Genomic DNA, 18,191 nt, shown 5'->3' with positions numbered 1-18,191 from the left:
TCAGATTATCGTGGGACAGGCAGTGACACAGGATTGCAATGACAAGAAACAACTTGAGCCGATGATGGAAACTATGGAAAAACAGAGCGGAGAAGTCGCGGAGATAATTTTAGCCGACGCGGGGTATTGCAGTGAAGCGAATTTAGCTTTAGAGACAGAGGCGACAGAATTGTTCGTCGCGGTCAACAAGGAATGGAAGATAAAGAAGGCGCAGCGGGAAGCCGGGAGTCCTCGGGGCAGAATTCCACAGGGATTTACGAGTACGCAATTGATGGAAAGGAAATTATTAACCCAGCGAGGCCGGAAATATTATTGCTTACGTGGAAAAACGGTCGAACCTGTTTTTGGACAGATAAAAACGTGTCGAGGCTTAACAGCTTTAAATCGACTAAGGAAGAGCTATTTTCAGAAATACTTTTCGCTGAAAATTCACACCAAAGCATAAAATGGAAAATATTTACAAGATTGATGGTTCGAAACCGGGTTGTGGCACAGGCTCATAAGCAAATATATTTTTGTGCCGAGGCCGATCTTTTTCTGGTCTTTTAGCGCGATCCTGCCGAATTCGAAAAGAAAAAAGTAAGATATTCCCAGGGTGACGGTCCTTGTAAAATTAAAATAAGGAGCATCGCCAATGGAGAAGACCAGCATATCGGCCCATTCGTTCAATCCATGCAGCAGTGCAAAAAAGAATAAGGAATTCCAAGGCAATTTGGAGCTTTTGCTCTTTCCGAGGAAATAGCATGAAATAGAGAACACAAGGAAAGCAAAACCGTAGAGGAAATAGATATAATCCATCTGGTTCGTAAAGAACTCTTTCATTTTGTCCTCCGGTCGTTATCCAATCGGCAGCGTAAAATAAAATCTCGAACCCTTGCCTAATTCCGATTCGACGCCAATTTTGCCGCCATGAGCTTCAACAGCCATTTTGCAGAAGGCCAGCCCAAGACCAGTATCGATCTTAGTTTTTAATTGCTGCCTTTCGACTTTGAAAAATTTATCGAAAACGCGCGGCAGGAATTCTTTCGGTATTCCTTCGCCGGAATCGATCACTTTAAACAATATATTATTATTTTGTTTCTTGATGTTTAGCGATATTTTGCCGTTAGCGGGGGTGTGCTTAATGGCATTGGATAATAAATTTTCAATTACACGGATTATTAGATCTTTGTCTGCATCAACGGTTAAGTCTTGGTCAAAATTAAATGTTATTTCTTTCTTGTCTTTTTTCGCGCCGGCGTTTATCCATGACAAACTATCCTTAATCTCTTTCAATTTAAATGTGACCTTTTTTATCTCGAGCCTGTTTTCTTCCATTTTTTTGACATCAAGGATATCCATAATAAGATTCATGAGTTTCTTTGCCCCGGCAAGGGCATTTTCAACGCAGAGCCTTTGGTTGTCGTTTAGCGGACCAATATTCTTGTCCAAGAGCAGTTCGTTCGCGGAAACTATCCCGCTTAAAGGATTTTTTAGGTCATGTACTATCATGTTTGTGAGGTCGTCCCGTAGTTTTTCCAGATCGACTATCTTTTGGCGGTCGCTTTCAATTTTGGATACAAGTTCGGTGAGCAGGTTTTCTTTGACTTTGAAATCCCGCTGTAATTGGAACATTTCGAGCTTTAATTCCGAAGCTTCTTTGTCCATAAAAATATTATTTTATAGGTCGAGGCCGCATTCGACGTTCTTTAAGAATCCGATGAAATCTTTGATGTATTCTTTCTTGATTATAGACCCGTGCTGGGGGGCGATCATTTCGATGTCGAGCTTTTCGAATTTCTCTAGGGCATGCCTTAAGATATCGCGAGACGGCATTTGGTGCGCGTGGAAAGACTCCATTTTTTTCTTGTATTCTTCCGTCGCATACAGGTCCCATTTGTCAGAATATGCTCCGAAGATGTCGCTTGTAAATAATATCTTGGACTTTGTATCGTACGTCGCGAACACGCCGAAAGTATGGAGGTAGTTCGCTCCGACAAAAAGGAGCTCCCGGCCGCTCCTGAATTTAACTTTATATTCGTTAGTATTAATATAATAGAAAGGTGATCTTGTTCCGTAAAAAGTTATCCAGTGGGCGGAGCTTGTTGTCGCGATTATTTTTGTATCAGTGTTTGATATCAAGTCCTCAAAAACGGGGAGGGCTCCTGCGATATCCGGGTCGGTATGGCTTATTATGATATGCGATATTTTTTTAGGCTCGATCAGGGAGACGGTTTTTCTTGCGACTATAGGGAAATGAGGGACGGATCCCGGGTCGATAATAATTGCCTCATCGTTATCTATTATCAAGTACGGGTTGCAATGGAGGTTTGACGCTTTATCATAAAATCCTATCCAATAAACTTTGTCCGCGATCTCGATCGCTTGATCGTAGTCTGTCATGGATAAATTATATACTCAACTAATTTAGCTTGCAATCAATAAAATTTCATCTAGAATATTCTCAGAATGGTAAATGAAATCAAAGACCTTGTGATCATCGGCGCCGGCCCCGCGGGAATAACAGCCGCGGTTTATGCCGCACGGAAAAAACTCAATTTCTCGGTCATATCCGAAGATATCGGCGGACAGGCGGCATGGTCGGGCGATATCGAAAACTATACGGGGTATCAATTTATAACAGGACCCGATCTTGCGTTAAAATTCCGCGAGCACCTCAAGACTTTTTCTTTCGATCTGCAAGAAGGGGTTAGCGTCCTTAAGATAGAAAAAGGAACTTCCAACATCCAACCTCCAACTTCAAACTTCCAGATCCAAACTTCCAACGGGAAAACGATCGAAACAAAAACAATCATAATCGCTTCGGGTAAACGGCCGAAAACTTTAAACGTTAAGGGCGAGAAAGAATATAAAAATAAAGGCGTGACATATTGCGCTATTTGCGATGGTCCTCTTTTTGCCAATAAAGTCGTTGCCGTAGTTGGCGGAGGTAATTCCGCTTTGGACGCGGTCCATTCCATGTTGAATATCGCCTCAAAAATTTATGTTGTAAATATTGCAGGCGATCTGACCGGCGACGCGGTGCTTATTGAAAAAGCAAAAGCATCCAATAAAGTTGAAATACTTAATAACGCGAAAATTGTTGAAATATTCGGTGATAAATTCGTTAATGGTGTTAAAATTGAGAGAAGCGGGAAGATATCCGACTTGTCGGTCCAAGGTGTTTTTGTTGAAGTCGGCTTGATCCCGAACACCCAATTTATCGGGCTTGTCAAAAAAAATGATCTAGGCGAGATAGTGATAGATAGCGATACAAACACGTCCGTAAATGGCATCTTTGCCGCGGGCGATGTGACGAATGGTTTTGATAAGCAGATAATTATAGCCGCGGGCGAAGGGGCAAAGGCTGCTTTGGCTGTGTTTAGGTATCTATCGAGAAATTGACTGTTTAGCGATTGTTATGGTAGCATATGACCATAATCATGGTAAATTATGATATCGTTTAAATCAAAAATATTGGTCAAGATATTAAATTATTACTTCCTTAATCCGGAAGCGGAACTCTATATCAATGAGTTAGCCAAAAAGCTGGAGCTTGATCCTAAAAATGTTGACCGCAAACTAAAAGAACTTGAGAGGGAAGGCCTTTTTACAAGTGAATTCAGGGGGAAGGAGAGGTTCTTTTCCATTAATATTGAATATCCGCTATTGGAGCAATATCGACAGATCTTCATTAAAACTCATGGCCTTGTGCAAAGATTGAAAGAGATTACACGGGATATTTATGGCATAAACGAGATGTACATTTTCGGATCGTACGCGAAAAACAAGATGGAAGCTTCAAGCGATGTGGATATTTTGGCGATAGGTAAGCATTCTACCCTCGAATTGCAAAAGAAGATCAATATCCTACAAAAAGAATTTGGGCGGGAATTCAATGTTGTCAATATGTCGGAAGATGAATTAAAAAAGAAAAAAATGAGCCAGTTTGTCAAAAACATATTTTCGGGAGCACATATTAAGATATGATTCATTTTGATGGTGAGTATTTTCAAAAAATCAAATTTGATGCAAATCAGATCGAACGGTTGCTCCAATCCGCGAAACGTGATTTGTCGATTGCAGTGGAATCTATCATTCCCGAAGTTATTTTCAAATTCAGCTACGATGCTCTTGTTAAAGCCGGGATATTCTTGATAGCAAAGCAGGGGTATAAGGTGAAGAGCCGGATCGGGCATCATATAAAAATTTTGGAAAAAATGGACGAGATCCTTGGCGATGAGGATATTATTGTATTTGGTAATAAAATGAGACAAGAGCGGAATATCGATCTTTACAGCGGTGGAAGCGAGATAAGCGAGAAGGATTGCTTCGAATATTTGGCCTTTGTAACGGCGGCCATAAAAAAGGCACAACAAAAATGAAAATATTTGTCAGTAAGCGGATAATAAGTATTGTTTTCTGGATTGCAATGATGATCTTGGCTTCAATTTCTATCTTAACTTATTCCAGGATCCATTTGGATGAGTTTTTAGTTGTTGCTTCCGGAGACATCCTTAGCTTTTCCACTTTATTTTTTGTTTATTATTTTTTGAGCAGGGAAACAAAGGAACATAAGCTTGCCGATGAGGCAAAGATCGGCAATGGGAAAGCGGTCAGGATGTTCGGGACTGCGCAGGATATTACCGACCGTAAAATGGCTGAAGAAAAATTGAAAGAATCCGATAAGAAATTGAAAGAAGAAATAATAATACTCAATGACGCGTTGACTTTAAGAGAAGCAGCAGAAAAAGAATTGAACAAGAAAATACATGACCTGGAAGTCTTCCATCAGGCGGAAGTGGGGCGCGAACTCCAAATGATCGAATTAAAAAAGAGGAATGCCGAGCTTGAATCGGGAATAAAGGCATTGAAAAAATAATGTCCGAGTTGCTGATCAAAGCCGATGATCTGTCAAAAAAGTTCAAAGACTTTATTGCCGTTGATAATATTTCATTCGAAATAAAACGCGGTGAGTGTTTCGGTTTCTTGGGTCCCAATGGTGCCGGAAAAACCACGACCGTTAAAATGATCCATTGCGTTTCGCCAATTACATCAGGTAAAATAATTGTTGATGGCATGCCGGCGAGCGTTGACAACCGCGCGATAAGAAAAATTACAGGCGTTATCCCCCAAGAAAACAATTTAGATGTCGACCTGACCGTTTATGAAAATCTTCTTATTTTTGCCGATTTCTTCGATATCCCAAAAAGTATCGCTAAAGAGAGAATAAAAGAACTTTTGGATTTTGTCGAGCTTGATAAAAAGCTTAACAGCAAAGTCGACGAACTCTCGACCGGGATGAAAAGGCGTCTTCTTGTGGCGCGTGCGCTAATCAATAAGCCGAAAATTATTATTGCCGATGAGCCGACTACCGGCCTTGACCCTCAAGCAAGGCATCTTATTTGGCAAAGGCTTCGACAGCTTAAGAACCAAGGCACGACGTTGGTCTTAACAACGCAATATATGGAAGAAGCCGAACAGCTTTGCGATAGGCTTGTTGTAATGTACAAAGGCAAGATCTTAAAAGCTGGGCTTCCATCCCAATTGATAAATGACGAGATCGGAAAAGAAGTCTTGGAGATAAGAATTCCTCAAGACCAGGACGGCATGATACTAAAAAATTTGTCCGGCATGGAATTTGGGTACGAAAGAGTAGGGGATACTTTGTATATATATTGTAAGGACGGAAGAGCCCTGGTCCAAAAAGTTTACAAGCTCAATCTTCCAAATGTTCTTCATAGGCCGGCATCGCTTGAAGATGTATTTTTAAAATTAACAGGCAGAGGGCTAATAGAGTGAACCTTTCATATAGATTGTTTTATGTTTGGAAACGAAACCTGATCTCCTACAAGAGATTTATCATCCCAACGCTTCTTGTGAGTTTGGGTGAGCCCGGATTTTATTTGGTTGCGCTTGGGCTAGGCCTTGGGTCCTACATGGGATTGTTTGGCGGCGTATCTTATCTTCATTTCTTGTCAGCCGGTATTGTTATTACGGCTGTTATGATAGCGTCAACTTTTGAGGCGCTATACGGCTCGTTCGTCCGAATGATACATGAAAAGCTTTATGACGCGCTGATCGTGACGCCTATCTCTGCCGAGGATGCGGTCGCGGGCGATGTCTTATGGGCGACAACCAGAGGGTTGCTAAGCGGGTTTCTAATGCTTATAGTTGCGGTTCTGTTAGGAGTTGCACCTTCATCGTTTGCTATGCTTCTTACTCTTATATTATTGATGATGGTTGTTGGTTTCTTGTTCTCATCGCTAGCCATGATCGTGACCGCATTTGCCCCGAATTTCGATTTCTTCAGCTATTATTCGGAATTGGTGATAACGCCTTTGTTTTTCTTCTCGGGAGTTTTTTTCCCATTGGATAAAATGCCGGAGATCGTTAAGATAATCGCCTTATTTTCGCCGTTAACCCATGCAGTGATACTATCGCGCGGTATATTCGGGGCGGGATTGCCAAGTACGGCTTATTTGAACTTTCTAGCCTTGATAATTCCGGCTATCATCGCGTTTTATTTTGTCTTATACTTCATGAAACGTCGAATAATAAAATAGTGTGTGGGTGAAGGTGAAGAGGCGGGTATAGGTGAAGGTTAGGATGCCAGTTTGGTTGTTAGGTCAGGTTGTGCGGCCAAAAATCCTAACCCAAAAAACAAAACCGGCTGCCTCACCCTAACCATTACCCCTTCCAACTAGCCCTCAACGATCCATTTTTCCTGAAGCCTATACCACTCGCCGGGGTTGTTCAAATATTCGAGTGTTTCATCTAATATCGCGTAATGCTCATTTTCTTCAAGCGACAATGCTTTGAAGAATTTCTTAGCGGATTCGTCTGTTTGCTCGCTTGCCAATTTGTCGTACAGGGTGTAGCTGTCTTTTTCCAAACCTTCGGCTATTTTGTAGGCATTATTAACTTCTTTTTTTGTTTCAAATTTCATATTGAGTCCTGCTTTTAGCCTTTCAAGGATAGGTGTCAATAAAGCTTGTTTTGATGGGGCCATTGATACGCTGTTCAACCAATTTGTATTAACTGCTTTTGATCTTGTAATGCTTTCATAATATTCTTTAACGCGAGCAAGGTGGAGCAATTCCCTCTCTGCAAGGCTTGTAAGCGTCGCGACAGCCAGCGGATTATTTGTATTTAATGCGGTATTTTTATAGAATTCATATCCTTTTTCTTCGAGTTCTACCGCCAGCTTCAATTCATCGAATAATTTGGTCATTTTCAGTCTCCCTTATTTAAGATAAAGTGATTTTAGCACCATCTATTATGCTTGACAACGAGGTTTATAATAAGTATAGTAAGTGCCTATTTAACTCACCCCCTCCGACTTCGTCGGTTTCCCCCTCTCTTATTAAGAGAGGGGGATTAAGGGGGTGAGTTGAAGAAAAAGGAGATAAAATATGGTAGATAAACAAGTGGAAGGCGTCATTAATCTTGCCGGGCTCATAGGCTATCAATCGGGTTCGGTCGTAAGCCGAACCCTGGTCAATAAAAAAACTGGAACGGTGACCGTCTTTGCGTTCGACAAAGGCGAGGGTTTGTCGGAACATGCTGCGCCCTTCGACGCGATCGTTAATGTTTTGGACGGTACGGCCGAAGTTTCAATTTCAAAAAAACCGCATATATTAAATGCCGGCGATATGATAATAATGCCCGCGAACGAGCACCATTCGCTGAAAGCAATAGACAAGTTTAAAATGCTTTTGATTATGATAAAATAGGGGTATAATTCGAGTGAGTAAAAAAGGGCTTCGACTTAGCTCAGCCCGAGGGGGAACTTAAAATGGCATCGGAAAAAATGTTGGATCTGTTGAACCAGGGTATAGCGAGAGAACTTCAGGTTGTTGTTCAATATATGTGGCAGCATGTAGTTTGGAGCGGGGTCAAGCATTACGCGGTATCCGAAAAATTCAAAGAGATCGCGATACAGGAGATGAAGCATGCAGAAAAGATCGCGGATAGGCTTAATTATTTTAATGGGATCCCTACAACAAAACCAACTCCTATTTTTGTCGGAAATACCCTAAAAGAAATGATGGAACAGGATAAAAAGGACGAAGAAGGCGCTCTTAAGCTTTATAACCAGATAATTGACCTTGCAAAAGCCGAAAAAGATGAGACAACATATAAGATATTCCAAGATATTTTGTCCGAAGAAGAAGAGCATCTTGATTTCTTTGTTTCTGCCCTAGAAGAAGTTTAATTTTCAATGCCAAAGTATATTTGCAAAGTTTGCGGATATGTTTATGACCCCGCAAAAGGCGATCCTGATTCGGGTGTAAAGTCAGGGACAGCATTCGAATCGCTTCCCACTTCCTGGGTATGCCCCGTATGCGGCGCTCCAAAAACCGAATTCGAACACCTGCCTGCTGGCGGGCAGGGGTAAAATAATATGCTCGACGTAAAATTGTCCGACAATGTTTTTTTTGTCGGCGCGCTTGACTGGGACAGGAAATCGTTCGACGAGCTGGTACCGCTCCCTGACGGGACAACATACAACTCTTATTTTATTAAGGGCAGTGAAAATAACGCGCTCCTGGATACTGTCGACCCGTCGAAGACAAAGGTCCTTATCGATAATCTCAAAGCTTTGAATATCGATAAGATCGATTATGTTGTCGCGCACCATGCCGAACAGGACCATAGCGGCTCGCTTCTAAAGATCCTTGAGCTTTACCCCATGGCGAAAGTCGTGACGAACCTGAAATGCAAAGACCTGCTCAAAGAGCACGTCTTGATCCCCGAAGATAAGATTATCGTGATAAACGACCGCGATAAACTTTCGTTGGGCGATAAAACCCTTGAATTCATTTTGGCCCCCTGGGTCCATTGGCCGGAAACAATGTTCACTTACCTTTACGAGGATAGGATCCTATTCACCTGTGATTTCTTGGGAACGCATTTGGCATCGTCCGAATTGATAGCTGGCGGCGAAGCAAAAGTCTATGATGAAAATAAACGATATTACGCCGAGATAATGATGCCGTTCCGCGTAAGCATTAAAGGCCATTTGGAAAAGATAAAAGGCCTTGAAATAAAAATGGTCTGCCCAAGCCATGGGCCAATATTAGGCAAACCGCAATTTATAATCGACGCTTACAAAGAATGGATATCCGACAATGTGAAAAATGAAGTTGTCCTGCCGTATGTTTCGATGCACGGGAGCACGGCCGCGATGGCCAATTATTTGGTCGACGAACTTATGAAAAGAAATATCTCCGTAAGGCTTTTCGACCTTCCAAAATCTGATATCGGTGAGATAGCTGTAGCTTTAGTTGATTCGGCTACTATTATTCTTGGCACATCGACAATACTGGCGGGTCCGCATCCGCTTGCTGCAAATGCCGCGTTCTTTGCCAATATGCTGAGGCCAAAAACAAGATATGCAGGGATCATTGGGTCGTTCGGATGGGGCGGAAAAACGGTCGAACAGGTAAAAGGCGCGCTTCCAAACTTAAAAGCGGAGTTTTTTGAACCTGTTATTGTAAAAGGATATCCAAAAGAAGCCGATTTCAAAGCGCTCGAAAATTTGGCAGAGCAAATAAAAATTAAGCATCAAAACGACCCGTTGGTCATTAAGTAGAAAAAATGTGGAACCTGCGAATAAATTCGCGGTTCCAAAAAAAATAAAACAAAGCAGAATTAATTCTGCTTTGTTTAGGCCAAACCGAGAATTTATTATCAGGTTTGTCGTGATAAAAAGGAGCGCGTATAAATGAAGTCATTAAAAGGAACAAAGACAGAGAAGAACTTATTGGCATCTTTTGCAGGGGAGTCGCAGGCGAGAAACAGATATACATATTTTGCATCTGTTGCCAGAAAAGCAGGGTTAGAGCAGATCGCCGCGATATTTGAAGAAACAGCCGATAACGAAAAAGAACACGCAAAAAGATTTTTCAAATTACTGCAGGGAGGCGATGTTGAAATAACCGCAACATATCCGGCGGGTGTTATATCCGATACTGCGCAAAATCTTGAAGCGGCAGCCGCTGGCGAAAAACTTGAATGGACAAAGCTTTATGTCGATGCGTCGGCAATAGCCCGAGAAGAAGGGCTTGATGAAGTCTCGATCGTTTTTAAAGAGATAGCGGAAGTCGAGGAACAGCACGAGAAAAGATATCGCAAGCTTTTGAAAAATCTGAAAGAAAATAAAGTTTTCAAAAAAGACGCCCCTGTTAAATGGCATTGCCGCAATTGCGGTTATGTCCATGAGGGAACCGAGGCTCCAAGATCATGCCCTGCATGCGCGCATCCACAGTCGTATTTCGAGGTCCTTTCTGAGAATTATTAAAAAGATCTATTCTTCTGAAAGGGAAAAGATAGAATCTCGTCTTGATGAATTTGTTGAAATTTTCAAAGTTGGAAAAGAAAGCGAGATCTTTTCGGAATTGATATTCTGCTTATTGACCCCCCAATCAAAAGCCAAAAGCTGTTTTGAAGCTGTCAAACAGCTTGTCGCAAAAAGAGCTTGCCTTAAAGGCTCCGCATCGGATATTTCAAAGATAATAAAAGGAAAAGTCCGTTTCCATAATAATAAGGCGAAATACATAGTGGAAGCCCGGAAATTATTTCTGAGGGGAAATAGGGTGGATATTAGATCGAAGCTAAAGAGCTTCGCAAATATTATTGATCTTCGCGAATGGCTTGTTGGAAATATTAAAGGGCTTGGCTACAAAGAAGCCTCGCATTTCTTGAGGAATATTGGAAAGGGTGGAAATATTGCGATACTTGATAGGCATATTTTAAAGAACCTCAAGCTTTTAGGCGTGATCAAAGAAATTCCAAAGACCATTACCAAAAAAACTTATTTTGAAATTGAGAAAAAAATGCTTAATTTCGCAAAAAAGATAGGAATTCCCGCGGACAAGCTCGATCTGATATTATGGAGAAAGCAGACAGGCGAATACTTTAAATAATTCCGCTTGACTTCAATTTGAATGGTATCTAGAATTACTTTTGGATCGGAAATAATAGGGAGGAAAAAATATGGCAGATCAGTATACGGAAACGAGCAGTAAAAGTTGGGGGCAAAACATTGGTGCGGCCTTTTCGGGAGTTATAATCGGGTTGCTCCTGTTTCTTGGTTCATTCGCGGTATTATGGAACAACGAAGGCGCGGTCAATATGTCGAATGTCGCGAAAATTAGCGCACAGGTTGAAGCTTCGGCTGTAAATTCCGGCAACGAAGGTAAATTCGTTTCAGTTACCGGGACACTTGTTGCCGATAAGCTCGGAGACCCAAACTATTTAAAGACGAGCAATTATGCGTCCCTTTCCCGCTTTGTTGAGATGTTCGCTTGGGCGGAAGAAAGCCAGAGCAAGACGGAAGATAAAGTTGGCGGCGGAAGCGAGACTACGACGACATATACATATAAAAAGAGGTGGACAAGCGTTCCTCAAGAAACCGCTAATTTTAAAGTCCCGGAAGGCCATGCAAACCCAGGGCTCCCGGTAAAAAATGCGACATTTTATTCGCCAGCCGTAAAAGTGGGCGCTTTTAAAGTCGACGCAAAAAGCATATGGCTCCCATCATCAAAGCATGTTTCAATAACTGGGAGCAATATTATCCCTGGAGCGGGCAGGAGCTTGAGCGATAATTATATTTTTATTAAAAAATCGGCAAAGGGCACTTTCCAAGCCCCTGAACTTGGCGATCTAAGGATCAGTTTCTATGCGGTCCCGTCCGGGATCGATGTCACGGCCTTTGGAAAACAATCAGATGGAAAGCTTGTTGCATATGTCCACGAAGGCAAAGATAGGATCTACAGGGCATTTGCCGGCACGCGTGAAGAAGCTTTGGCTACAATGACCAGTGAATTCAAAATGGGCAAATGGATGTGGAGAGGGATAGGATTCCTTATGATGTGGTTTGGTTTGTCAATGTTCCTGGGCCCAATAAACGCGTTTCTTAAGGTCCTCCCGATCCTATCGGATATAAGCAAGAGTGTAATTGGCGTTGTGACTTTCCTAGTTGCTCTTGTGTTATCGGCAGTAACAATAACTGTCGCAATGATCGCGCACAATATTATTCTGCTTGTTATTACTATTTTGGTGATCATAGGTGCGATCGTCGCATTCTTAAAAATGCGGCCTGCAGGCAAAAAAGCGTAGAACCTAAAGCTCGGAACCTGAGAATAAATTCTCGGTTCCTCGAATGTTATGTTAAATGAAATCCCTTCGGAATAAACACCCGAAGGGATTTTTATTGGGAGGGGAAAATGAAAAAAATAATTGTTCTTGTTATCGGGTTATTTATACTGCTGTCTTATTGTGCGGTCTTGGCAGAGGCTCCCGCCGGAATATATAATATTAAATTCTCGGGATCCGTCTGGGAAATGGCGCTCAATTATCCAAGCGATTGGGAACTGAAAGATAATCCGCCGATTGCAAGGTTTATTTCCCCGAAAAAAAAGATGGTCCAGGTTACGTGGGGAACATACGCTGCTCCTCCCTCATCGTATGCAGGGCCTATCAAGTCAAAAAAGATGGCAATGAACGGTTGGAAAGGGACGATGTACTTGAATTTTAGCCCCGAAGGAAGCCGAGATAAAGTGAATAAACTTTATATAAAACTTCCCGATAAGAAATATACTGTCTGTATATTAGGGATAGGGCCGGAATTTGATGAGGTAGTAAAGAGCGTCAGGCTAAGCAAATAAAAGATCGGAGGGGAAGAGATTTGAACTCTTGATACCTTTTAGGGTATATACGCTTTCCAAGCGTACGCCTTAAGCCGCTCGGCCACCCCTCCACAAATTTTGCTCGCCCGCCTTTGGCGCGGCTTCGCAAAATTTGTCCTTATCCTGCGCCTTTTCCTTTGTTATTAGCCTTTTCTTAATTTTTTGAAGAATTTGCTTACTATATCGCTACACTGTTCTTTTAGAATGCCTTTTGTGATTTTAACTTTATTCTTTTTTAAGATCCTCGAGACACCGCTTATTGGAGATGCTGCCCCAAACACGACTTTTCTTATTCTAGCATGAATGATCGCTCCTGCACACATAAGACATGGCTCGAGCGTAACATACAGAGTCACATCGTTTAAATGCCACCCGCCAAGTTTCTTGGCGGTTTTCTTCAGGCATAAGATCTCTGCGTGGGCGAGTGGGTCGTCGTTTGTTTCCCTTAAGTTATGCGCGCGAGCGATTATTTTTCCGTCTTTAACCGCAACGCATCCTATCGGAACTTCTTTCTTTTTAAATGCTTTACGAGCCTCATCGAGCGCTTCTCCCATCCATTTATCGTGCATATTTTCAAATTCTACTTCTTTGTGTTAAAATTGTAAACATGATCAAGTTTGGAACAGACGGTTGGCGGGCAATAATTTCCGACGAATTCACATTCGATAATGTGCGTCGTGTCGCTAAAGCCATCGCACTATATTTAATTAATAATAAAAAAGCGGACAAACCTATTATTATCGGGTACGATCCTCGATTTTTAGCCGATAAATTCGCATATGAAGTCGCAAAAGTCATGGAAGAAGCGGGGATCGATGTCTTTATCCCCGACCGCGACGTTCCAACTCCCGTAATTGCATGGTCTATAAAATATATCAAGCCAACCGGCGCTTGCGGCGCGGTAATGTTAACAGCTTCCCATAATCCGCCTCAATATTGCGGAATTAAATTCATCCCTGAATACCAAGGCCCGGCAAACGAAACCATCACAAAAGAACTGGCGGAAAACTCAAATTCGGAGATCGAACTTCCAAAGCCCGATAAAAAAGGGAAGATAGAACATTTCAACCCGCGTGCGTCATATTTCGAATATTTGGAAAAAATAATTGATGTCGATGCGATAAGGGCCGCAAACTTGAAAGTCGCTTATGATCCCATGTTCGGTTCGGGCCGTGATTATACGGATATGCTGCTTGAAAAATGCGGATGCAAGGTGGAAGCTATCCACAATTATCGGGATGTATTGTTTGGCGGCTCTAATCCGGAGCCTTCCGACGAACAATTGGGAGAATTAAAACGGAAAGTTGTACAGATCGGATCGAATTTGGGACTCGCTAACGATGGCGATGCCGATAGGTTCGGGGTAGTCGATGAAGCAGGAGATTGCTATTCCGCAAACCAGATAATCTCAATGGTTTTCGATTATTTGGCGGCGGATAAGAAATATACCGGGTCGGTCGCCAAGTCGATCGCAACTACTTCAATGATAGATGTAATAGCAAAACAGCATAATATCAAATTACATGAGACAAAAGTCGGGTTTAAATATATTGCCGAACATATGATGAATGAAGATGTGATAATAGGCGGGGAGGAGAGCGGGGGACTTTCGATCAAAGGCCATATCCCTGAAAAAGACGGAGTGCTTGCTTGCCTCTTGGTTGTCGAAATGGTCGCGAGAAAAGAAAAGGCACTCTCACAGATATGGAAAGATCTTACAAAGAAATATGGTCCGTTCGAGGGCAGGCGCGGTAAGATCGAATTGGATGAGAATAAAAAACAAAAATTGATCGAAACCTTGAAAAATAATCCGCCATCCTCGATCGATGGATTGAAAGTGGCCGGCGTGAAAAAGATCGACGGCGTTAAAATGATCCTCGAGGATGGAAGTTGGTTTCTTATTAGGCCGTCCGGCACCGAGCCAATGGTCAGGATCTACGCCGAGTCCTGCAGCAAAAAAAGCCTCGATGCAATAGATAATTATTTGAAAACTTTGGTATAATACAAGAAAGGGAGCAATAACATGACAAACGGAAAAGAAAAAATACTTTTGGATGATGCGGCAGTAAATCGAGCCTTGTCTCGTATCGCTCATGAAATAGTTGAGAAAAATAGGGGAGCTAAAAATATAGTATTAGTAGGCGTTATGAATAGAGGCGTTCCACTAGCTAAGCGCATCGCAAAAATTATTGACCAATCCGAACATGAATTAATTCCTGTTGGCTCTCTGGATGTTTCACTTTATCGCGATGATCTTTCAAAGAAAGGAGAATATATTACAGTAAGGAAATCGGATATGCCCTTCTCTGTTGATGATAAAGTGGTTATACTTGTAGACGATGTAATATTTGCCGGACGCACCGCTCGCGCCGCACTCGATGGCTTAAAAGATTATGGCCGCGCCGCAAAGATACAGTTGGTAGCGCTTATTGATCGCGGGCACAGGGAACTCCCTATTCATCCCGACTATATAGGGAAAGTTATCCCTACAAATGCAAATGAAGTTGTTAAAGTGGAAGTTTTAGAGATGGACGGCGCCGACAGGGTTATTATTAAGTAATTTTTAAAATTATTGTATAATGCTTTAGTGCCGCAAATAAAAACCCACGCAACAAAAAAAGATATACTTTCAGGCTTAAATCCCGAACAAAAAAAGGCTGTTGTCCACAAAACTGGACCTCTATTGATCATCGCTGGCGCAGGTACTGGCAAAACAACAGTCTTAACCCGCAGAATTGCATATCTTATATCATCTAAGTTGGCAAAACCAGGAGAGATCCTTGCCTTAACCTTTACCGATAAAGCCGCAAACGAAATGGAGAGCCGCGTTGACGTATTGGTGCCTTATGGTTATATAGATGTGGCTCTCGCGACATTCCATGCGTTTGGTGATAGAGTGTTGCGGGATTATGCGATCAATTTAGGCTTGCGGCCTGATTATAGAATATTGTCTCACGCCGACCAAATAGTGTTTTTCCGCGAACATTGGCATGATTTCCCATTAAAACACTTTAAATCACTAAGCGATCCAGTTAGACATATAGAGGCCCTTATTAAAATTATTTCTCGAGCGAAAGATGAGGACATATCTCCTGAAGAGTATCTTAAATGGGCGAGACGCGAGATGCGAGACGCGAGATGCGATGAGACAGAAAAACAACTTGAGATCGCCCATATCTACAAGAAATACCAATATCTTAAAATGGAGAAGGGGTTTGTTGATTTTGGGGATCAAGTGAACCTTGTTCTTAAGCTTTTTCGCGAACACCCGGCTGTGCTTAAAAAATTCCAAGATAGATATAAGTTTATTCTGGTTGATGAGTTTCAAGATACAAATCTTGCACAATTTGAATTGCTTAAACTTTTAGCTAAAAAAAATAATAATATCACGGTTGTAGGCGATGATGACCAATCGATCTATAAGTTCCGCGGGGCAGCTATTTCAAATATCTTGCAGTTTGAAAAAGTATATAAGAAATGCAAAAAAGTTGTATTGGTTTCAAATTACCGGTCAACCCAACTTATACTTGATACGTCATATCGTTTAATTAAGCATAACAATCCCGATCGTCTTGAAGTAAGAAGCAAGATAGACAAAAAATTGATATCGGCATTGGAACCTGCGAATAAACTTCGCGGTTCCAATGAATTTAGGAACCGAGGCGTTCAGCCTCAGGTTCCTCTTTTAAAGAAAGTTAAGCATCTTCACTTTGATTCGGTCCTATCCGAAGCCGATTGGGTGGCGAAGTATATAAAAGAAAAATTCGATGCAGGAGAGTATAATCTTAAAGATTTCGCGATACTTGTCAGGTCAAATTCAACCGCAAAGCCGTTCTGCCAATCTTTGAATTTATTGGGTATCCCATATTTATTTTCCGGCGGGGGAGGGCTATATGTTCTTCCTGAAGTTAAGCTTTCCGTTTCATTTCTTCGAGTTATAGGCGACCTGTCCGATAATATCTCGCTATACGACCTGGCAATCTCTCCAGTTTATCGATTAAGCCCGCTTGATATGCAAAAAATAGGAACTTATATAAAAAGAAGAAATGCGACTATCCATAATGTCTTTTCAACTATCGATCAGGTAAGGCTTCAAGGCTCGGAGAGTTCGGTCCTGTCGGATATAAGCGATGGATCGATAATAATCATCAAAAAGATCATGGAAGACGTCTCTTGGTATCTTGAATTTTCAAAAGACCATACAACGGGCGAAGTTCTGTATCAATTCTTAAAAAGATCAAAGTATTTGGAATCTTTAACAGCGGTTGAATCACTGGAAAACGATGCGAAGCTGCGAAATATCGCCAAGTTCTTTAATAAAGTCCGCGAATTTCATGAAATAGTCGAGATCGATCGTGTTTCAGAGTTCGTAAAATATCTTAATTTGTTAAAAGACGCGGGAGAAGATCCCGAAGCGTCGCAACCAGATTCCGACATCGATGCCGTAAGCGTCCTAACTATCCACAAGGCAAAGGGCTTGGAATTTCCGGTAGTATTTATGGTGTCATTGGTCTCAGAAAAATTTCCGACTCGAGCCAGATCCGAAGTCATAGAACTCCCACAAACTCTTATCAAAGAATATGTCCCGACTGGCGATGTTCACCTGCAAGAAGAGAGGCGACTGTTTTATGTCGGAATGACCCGCGCGAAGTCCGAATTGTTTTTGACATCGGCTGTCGATTACGGCGGTAAGCGCGAACGCAAGGTTTCTCAATTTGTCATGGAGTCACTTGACCTTCCCAAAGCCGATGTTGCGCCCCAAAAGAAAAAGCCGATCGACCAGATCGAATTGTTCGCGCCGCAAGAGACCGCACTATTTCCAATTAAAAAGATCGTCGACGATGAAATTTTGTCTCTTTCATATTATCCGATAGATGATTATCTAACTTGTCCGCTAACATATTATTCTTCGAAATTGAATTCCCAAAAGTTCTCCGAGAAAGGTCTAATTGATGTTTTCTTGAATAATTGGAGCTCCGAGGGCTTTATATCAAGACAGCATGAAGAGGCGAGGCTTGCGGGCGGGAAAGATGCTCTTAAACGATTCTTTAAAGAACAGAAAAGATCAAAAGCCGATGTTATGTTCGTTGAGGAAGAATTTAAAATAATTAGGGATCGCATTCAAATAAAAGGTCGATGGGACTTAGTGCTCGAAAATCGCATTTCGCATCCAGCGTTCCGCATCTCGATCGTTGATTTTAAATCGACCGAAGTTAAAACGCAAGAAGATGCGGATAAGCGAGCTAAAGAAAGCATACAGCTGTCTATTTAGGCGATAGCATGGCAAGAAATGTTTGACCGCATTCCTGACTCTGTTCAATTACACTTTCTAGAAAATGGAATTATAGGATATGTTGAAAAAAAAAAAAAAGACTTAGATAAAACTTGGGAGAAGATAAAGATAGTGGGGGATTCGATACGCTCGCCCGACTATAGGGCGGCGCCTGCTGCGATGAAATGCGGTTATTGTCCGTACAATGAGATATGTTCGAGTTCAGCTGTGTGAACTAATCTGCG

Annotated in this window: 24 protein-coding genes and 1 tRNA gene; 19 read left to right on the top strand and 6 right to left on the bottom strand. The window is 41.9% G+C overall.

Features of this window, described 5'->3' with window-relative positions; genetic code table 11:
• Positions 1 to 22: 22 nt before the first annotated feature.
• Positions 23 to 445 (top strand): transposase, encoded by a 423-nt coding sequence (locus HZC34_06135; protein MBI5701402.1) that lies wholly within the window; start codon positions 23 to 25, stop codon positions 443 to 445.
• Here HZC34_06135 and HZC34_06130 read toward each other — a convergent pair.
• From HZC34_06130 to HZC34_06120, 3 genes are read right to left on the bottom strand one after another with little or no spacing between them, the layout of a single operon-like run.
• Positions 430 to 822, bottom strand: a complete 393-nt coding sequence (locus HZC34_06130; GenBank protein MBI5701401.1) for a hypothetical protein — start codon at positions 820 to 822, stop codon at positions 430 to 432. The genes HZC34_06135 and HZC34_06130 overlap by 16 nt on opposite strands.
• Positions 823 to 837: 15 nt before the next feature.
• Positions 838 to 1,647, bottom strand: a complete 810-nt coding sequence (locus tag HZC34_06125) for a HAMP domain-containing histidine kinase (GenBank protein ID MBI5701400.1) — start codon at positions 1,645 to 1,647, stop codon at positions 838 to 840.
• Positions 1,648 to 1,659: 12 nt separating this feature from the next.
• On the bottom strand, positions 1,660 to 2,382 hold the full coding sequence (locus tag HZC34_06120) for an MBL fold metallo-hydrolase (protein MBI5701399.1): 723 nt from the start codon (positions 2,380 to 2,382) through the stop codon (positions 1,660 to 1,662).
• A gap of 66 nt (positions 2,383 to 2,448) precedes the next feature.
• On the opposite strand from HZC34_06120, the gene HZC34_06115 reads away from it, so the two are divergent.
• The 6 genes from HZC34_06115 to HZC34_06090 are packed head-to-tail and all read left to right on the top strand — an operon-like array spanning position 2,449 to position 6,545.
• Positions 2,449 to 3,384, top strand: a complete 936-nt coding sequence (locus HZC34_06115; protein ID MBI5701398.1) for an FAD-dependent oxidoreductase — start codon at positions 2,449 to 2,451, stop codon at positions 3,382 to 3,384.
• Positions 3,385 to 3,432: 48 nt separating this feature from the next.
• Positions 3,433 to 3,969, top strand: a complete 537-nt coding sequence (locus tag HZC34_06110) for a nucleotidyltransferase domain-containing protein (GenBank protein MBI5701397.1) — start codon at positions 3,433 to 3,435, stop codon at positions 3,967 to 3,969.
• Entirely contained in the window at positions 3,966 to 4,364 is a 399-nt protein-coding gene (locus HZC34_06105; GenBank protein ID MBI5701396.1) for a hypothetical protein, read from the top strand. Before HZC34_06110 ends, HZC34_06105 begins: the two co-directional genes overlap by 4 nt.
• On the top strand, positions 4,361 to 4,861 hold the full coding sequence (locus tag HZC34_06100) for a hypothetical protein (protein MBI5701395.1): 501 nt from the start codon (positions 4,361 to 4,363) through the stop codon (positions 4,859 to 4,861). Before HZC34_06105 ends, HZC34_06100 begins: the two co-directional genes overlap by 4 nt.
• Positions 4,861 to 5,781: an ATP-binding cassette domain-containing protein gene (locus HZC34_06095; GenBank protein MBI5701394.1), complete on the top strand. Its 921-nt coding sequence runs from the start codon at positions 4,861 to 4,863 to the stop codon at positions 5,779 to 5,781. The genes HZC34_06100 and HZC34_06095 overlap by 1 nt, the downstream gene beginning before the upstream one ends.
• Positions 5,778 to 6,545, top strand: coding sequence for an ABC transporter permease (locus tag HZC34_06090; protein MBI5701393.1), 768 nt, complete (start codon positions 5,778 to 5,780; stop codon positions 6,543 to 6,545). Before HZC34_06095 ends, HZC34_06090 begins: the two co-directional genes overlap by 4 nt.
• Positions 6,546 to 6,682: 137 nt before the next feature.
• Here the strand turns inward: HZC34_06090 and HZC34_06085 are convergent, their stop codons facing one another.
• Positions 6,683 to 7,213: a ferritin family protein gene (locus HZC34_06085; protein ID MBI5701392.1), complete on the bottom strand. Its 531-nt coding sequence runs from the start codon at positions 7,211 to 7,213 to the stop codon at positions 6,683 to 6,685.
• A gap of 181 nt (positions 7,214 to 7,394) precedes the next feature.
• Here HZC34_06085 and HZC34_06080 point away from each other — a divergent pair, with 181 nt between their 5' ends.
• The 8 genes from HZC34_06080 to HZC34_06045 all read left to right on the top strand — a co-directional run bounded on the left by HZC34_06080 (position 7,395) and on the right by HZC34_06045 (position 12,653).
• Entirely contained in the window at positions 7,395 to 7,715 is a 321-nt protein-coding gene (locus HZC34_06080) for a cupin domain-containing protein (GenBank protein MBI5701391.1), read from the top strand.
• Between the two features lie 62 nt (positions 7,716 to 7,777).
• Positions 7,778 to 8,197 carry a ferritin-like domain-containing protein gene (locus HZC34_06075; protein ID MBI5701390.1) on the top strand — a complete coding sequence of 140 codons (420 nt, stop codon included), beginning with the start codon at positions 7,778 to 7,780 and terminating at the stop codon, positions 8,195 to 8,197.
• 6 nt (positions 8,198 to 8,203) lie between these two features.
• The gene (locus HZC34_06070) at positions 8,204 to 8,380 is read left to right on the top strand and encodes a rubredoxin (protein MBI5701389.1); all 177 of its coding nucleotides are present in this window, start codon (positions 8,204 to 8,206) and stop codon (positions 8,378 to 8,380) included.
• Positions 8,381 to 8,386: 6 nt separating this feature from the next.
• Positions 8,387 to 9,577, top strand: coding sequence for an FprA family A-type flavoprotein (locus HZC34_06065; protein MBI5701388.1), 1,191 nt, complete (start codon positions 8,387 to 8,389; stop codon positions 9,575 to 9,577).
• 132 nt (positions 9,578 to 9,709) lie between these two features.
• On the top strand, positions 9,710 to 10,285 hold the full coding sequence (locus HZC34_06060; protein ID MBI5701387.1) for a rubrerythrin family protein: 576 nt from the start codon (positions 9,710 to 9,712) through the stop codon (positions 10,283 to 10,285).
• Entirely contained in the window at positions 10,203 to 10,910 is a 708-nt protein-coding gene (locus HZC34_06055; protein MBI5701386.1) for an N-glycosylase/DNA lyase, read from the top strand. Before HZC34_06060 ends, HZC34_06055 begins: the two co-directional genes overlap by 83 nt.
• Before the next feature lie 70 nt (positions 10,911 to 10,980).
• A complete protein-coding gene (locus HZC34_06050) occupies positions 10,981 to 12,105 on the top strand; it encodes a TMEM43 family protein (protein ID MBI5701385.1) in 1,125 nt (374 codons plus the stop codon).
• Between the two features lie 107 nt (positions 12,106 to 12,212).
• Positions 12,213 to 12,653, top strand: a complete 441-nt coding sequence (locus HZC34_06045; protein ID MBI5701384.1) for a hypothetical protein — start codon at positions 12,213 to 12,215, stop codon at positions 12,651 to 12,653.
• 5 nt (positions 12,654 to 12,658) lie between these two features.
• Here the strand turns inward: HZC34_06045 and HZC34_06040 are convergent.
• Both HZC34_06040 and HZC34_06035 read right to left on the bottom strand, forming a co-directional pair.
• Positions 12,659 to 12,745: transfer RNA gene (locus HZC34_06040), tRNA-Ser, on the bottom strand.
• A 72-nt stretch (positions 12,746 to 12,817) separates the two neighbouring features.
• Positions 12,818 to 13,243, bottom strand: a complete 426-nt coding sequence (locus HZC34_06035) for a nucleoside deaminase (GenBank protein ID MBI5701383.1) — start codon at positions 13,241 to 13,243, stop codon at positions 12,818 to 12,820.
• A gap of 38 nt (positions 13,244 to 13,281) precedes the next feature.
• On the opposite strand from HZC34_06035, the gene HZC34_06030 reads away from it, so the two are divergent.
• Genes HZC34_06030 through HZC34_06015 form a run of 4 tightly spaced genes read left to right on the top strand, consistent with a single transcriptional unit; the run spans position 13,282 to position 18,180 of the window.
• Positions 13,282 to 14,676: a phosphoglucomutase/phosphomannomutase family protein gene (locus tag HZC34_06030; protein ID MBI5701382.1), complete on the top strand. Its 1,395-nt coding sequence runs from the start codon at positions 13,282 to 13,284 to the stop codon at positions 14,674 to 14,676.
• Positions 14,677 to 14,697: 21 nt separating this feature from the next.
• Positions 14,698 to 15,234, top strand: coding sequence for a bifunctional pyr operon transcriptional regulator/uracil phosphoribosyltransferase PyrR (gene pyrR / locus HZC34_06025; protein ID MBI5701381.1), 537 nt, complete (start codon positions 14,698 to 14,700; stop codon positions 15,232 to 15,234).
• Positions 15,235 to 15,261: 27 nt separating this feature from the next.
• Entirely contained in the window at positions 15,262 to 17,946 is a 2,685-nt protein-coding gene (locus tag HZC34_06020) for an ATP-dependent helicase (GenBank protein ID MBI5701380.1), read from the top strand.
• Between the two features lie 18 nt (positions 17,947 to 17,964).
• Positions 17,965 to 18,180, top strand: coding sequence for a PD-(D/E)XK nuclease family protein (locus HZC34_06015; protein ID MBI5701379.1), 216 nt, complete (start codon positions 17,965 to 17,967; stop codon positions 18,178 to 18,180).
• Positions 18,181 to 18,191: the final 11 nt, after the last annotated feature.

Source organism: Candidatus Saganbacteria bacterium (assembly GCA_016223245.1).
GTDB lineage: Bacteria > Margulisbacteria > WOR-1 > XYC2-FULL-46-14 > XYC2-FULL-37-10 > JACRPL01.
Note: the sequence above shows the minus strand (reverse complement) of the source record. Positions and strands in the feature narration are given on the sequence as shown.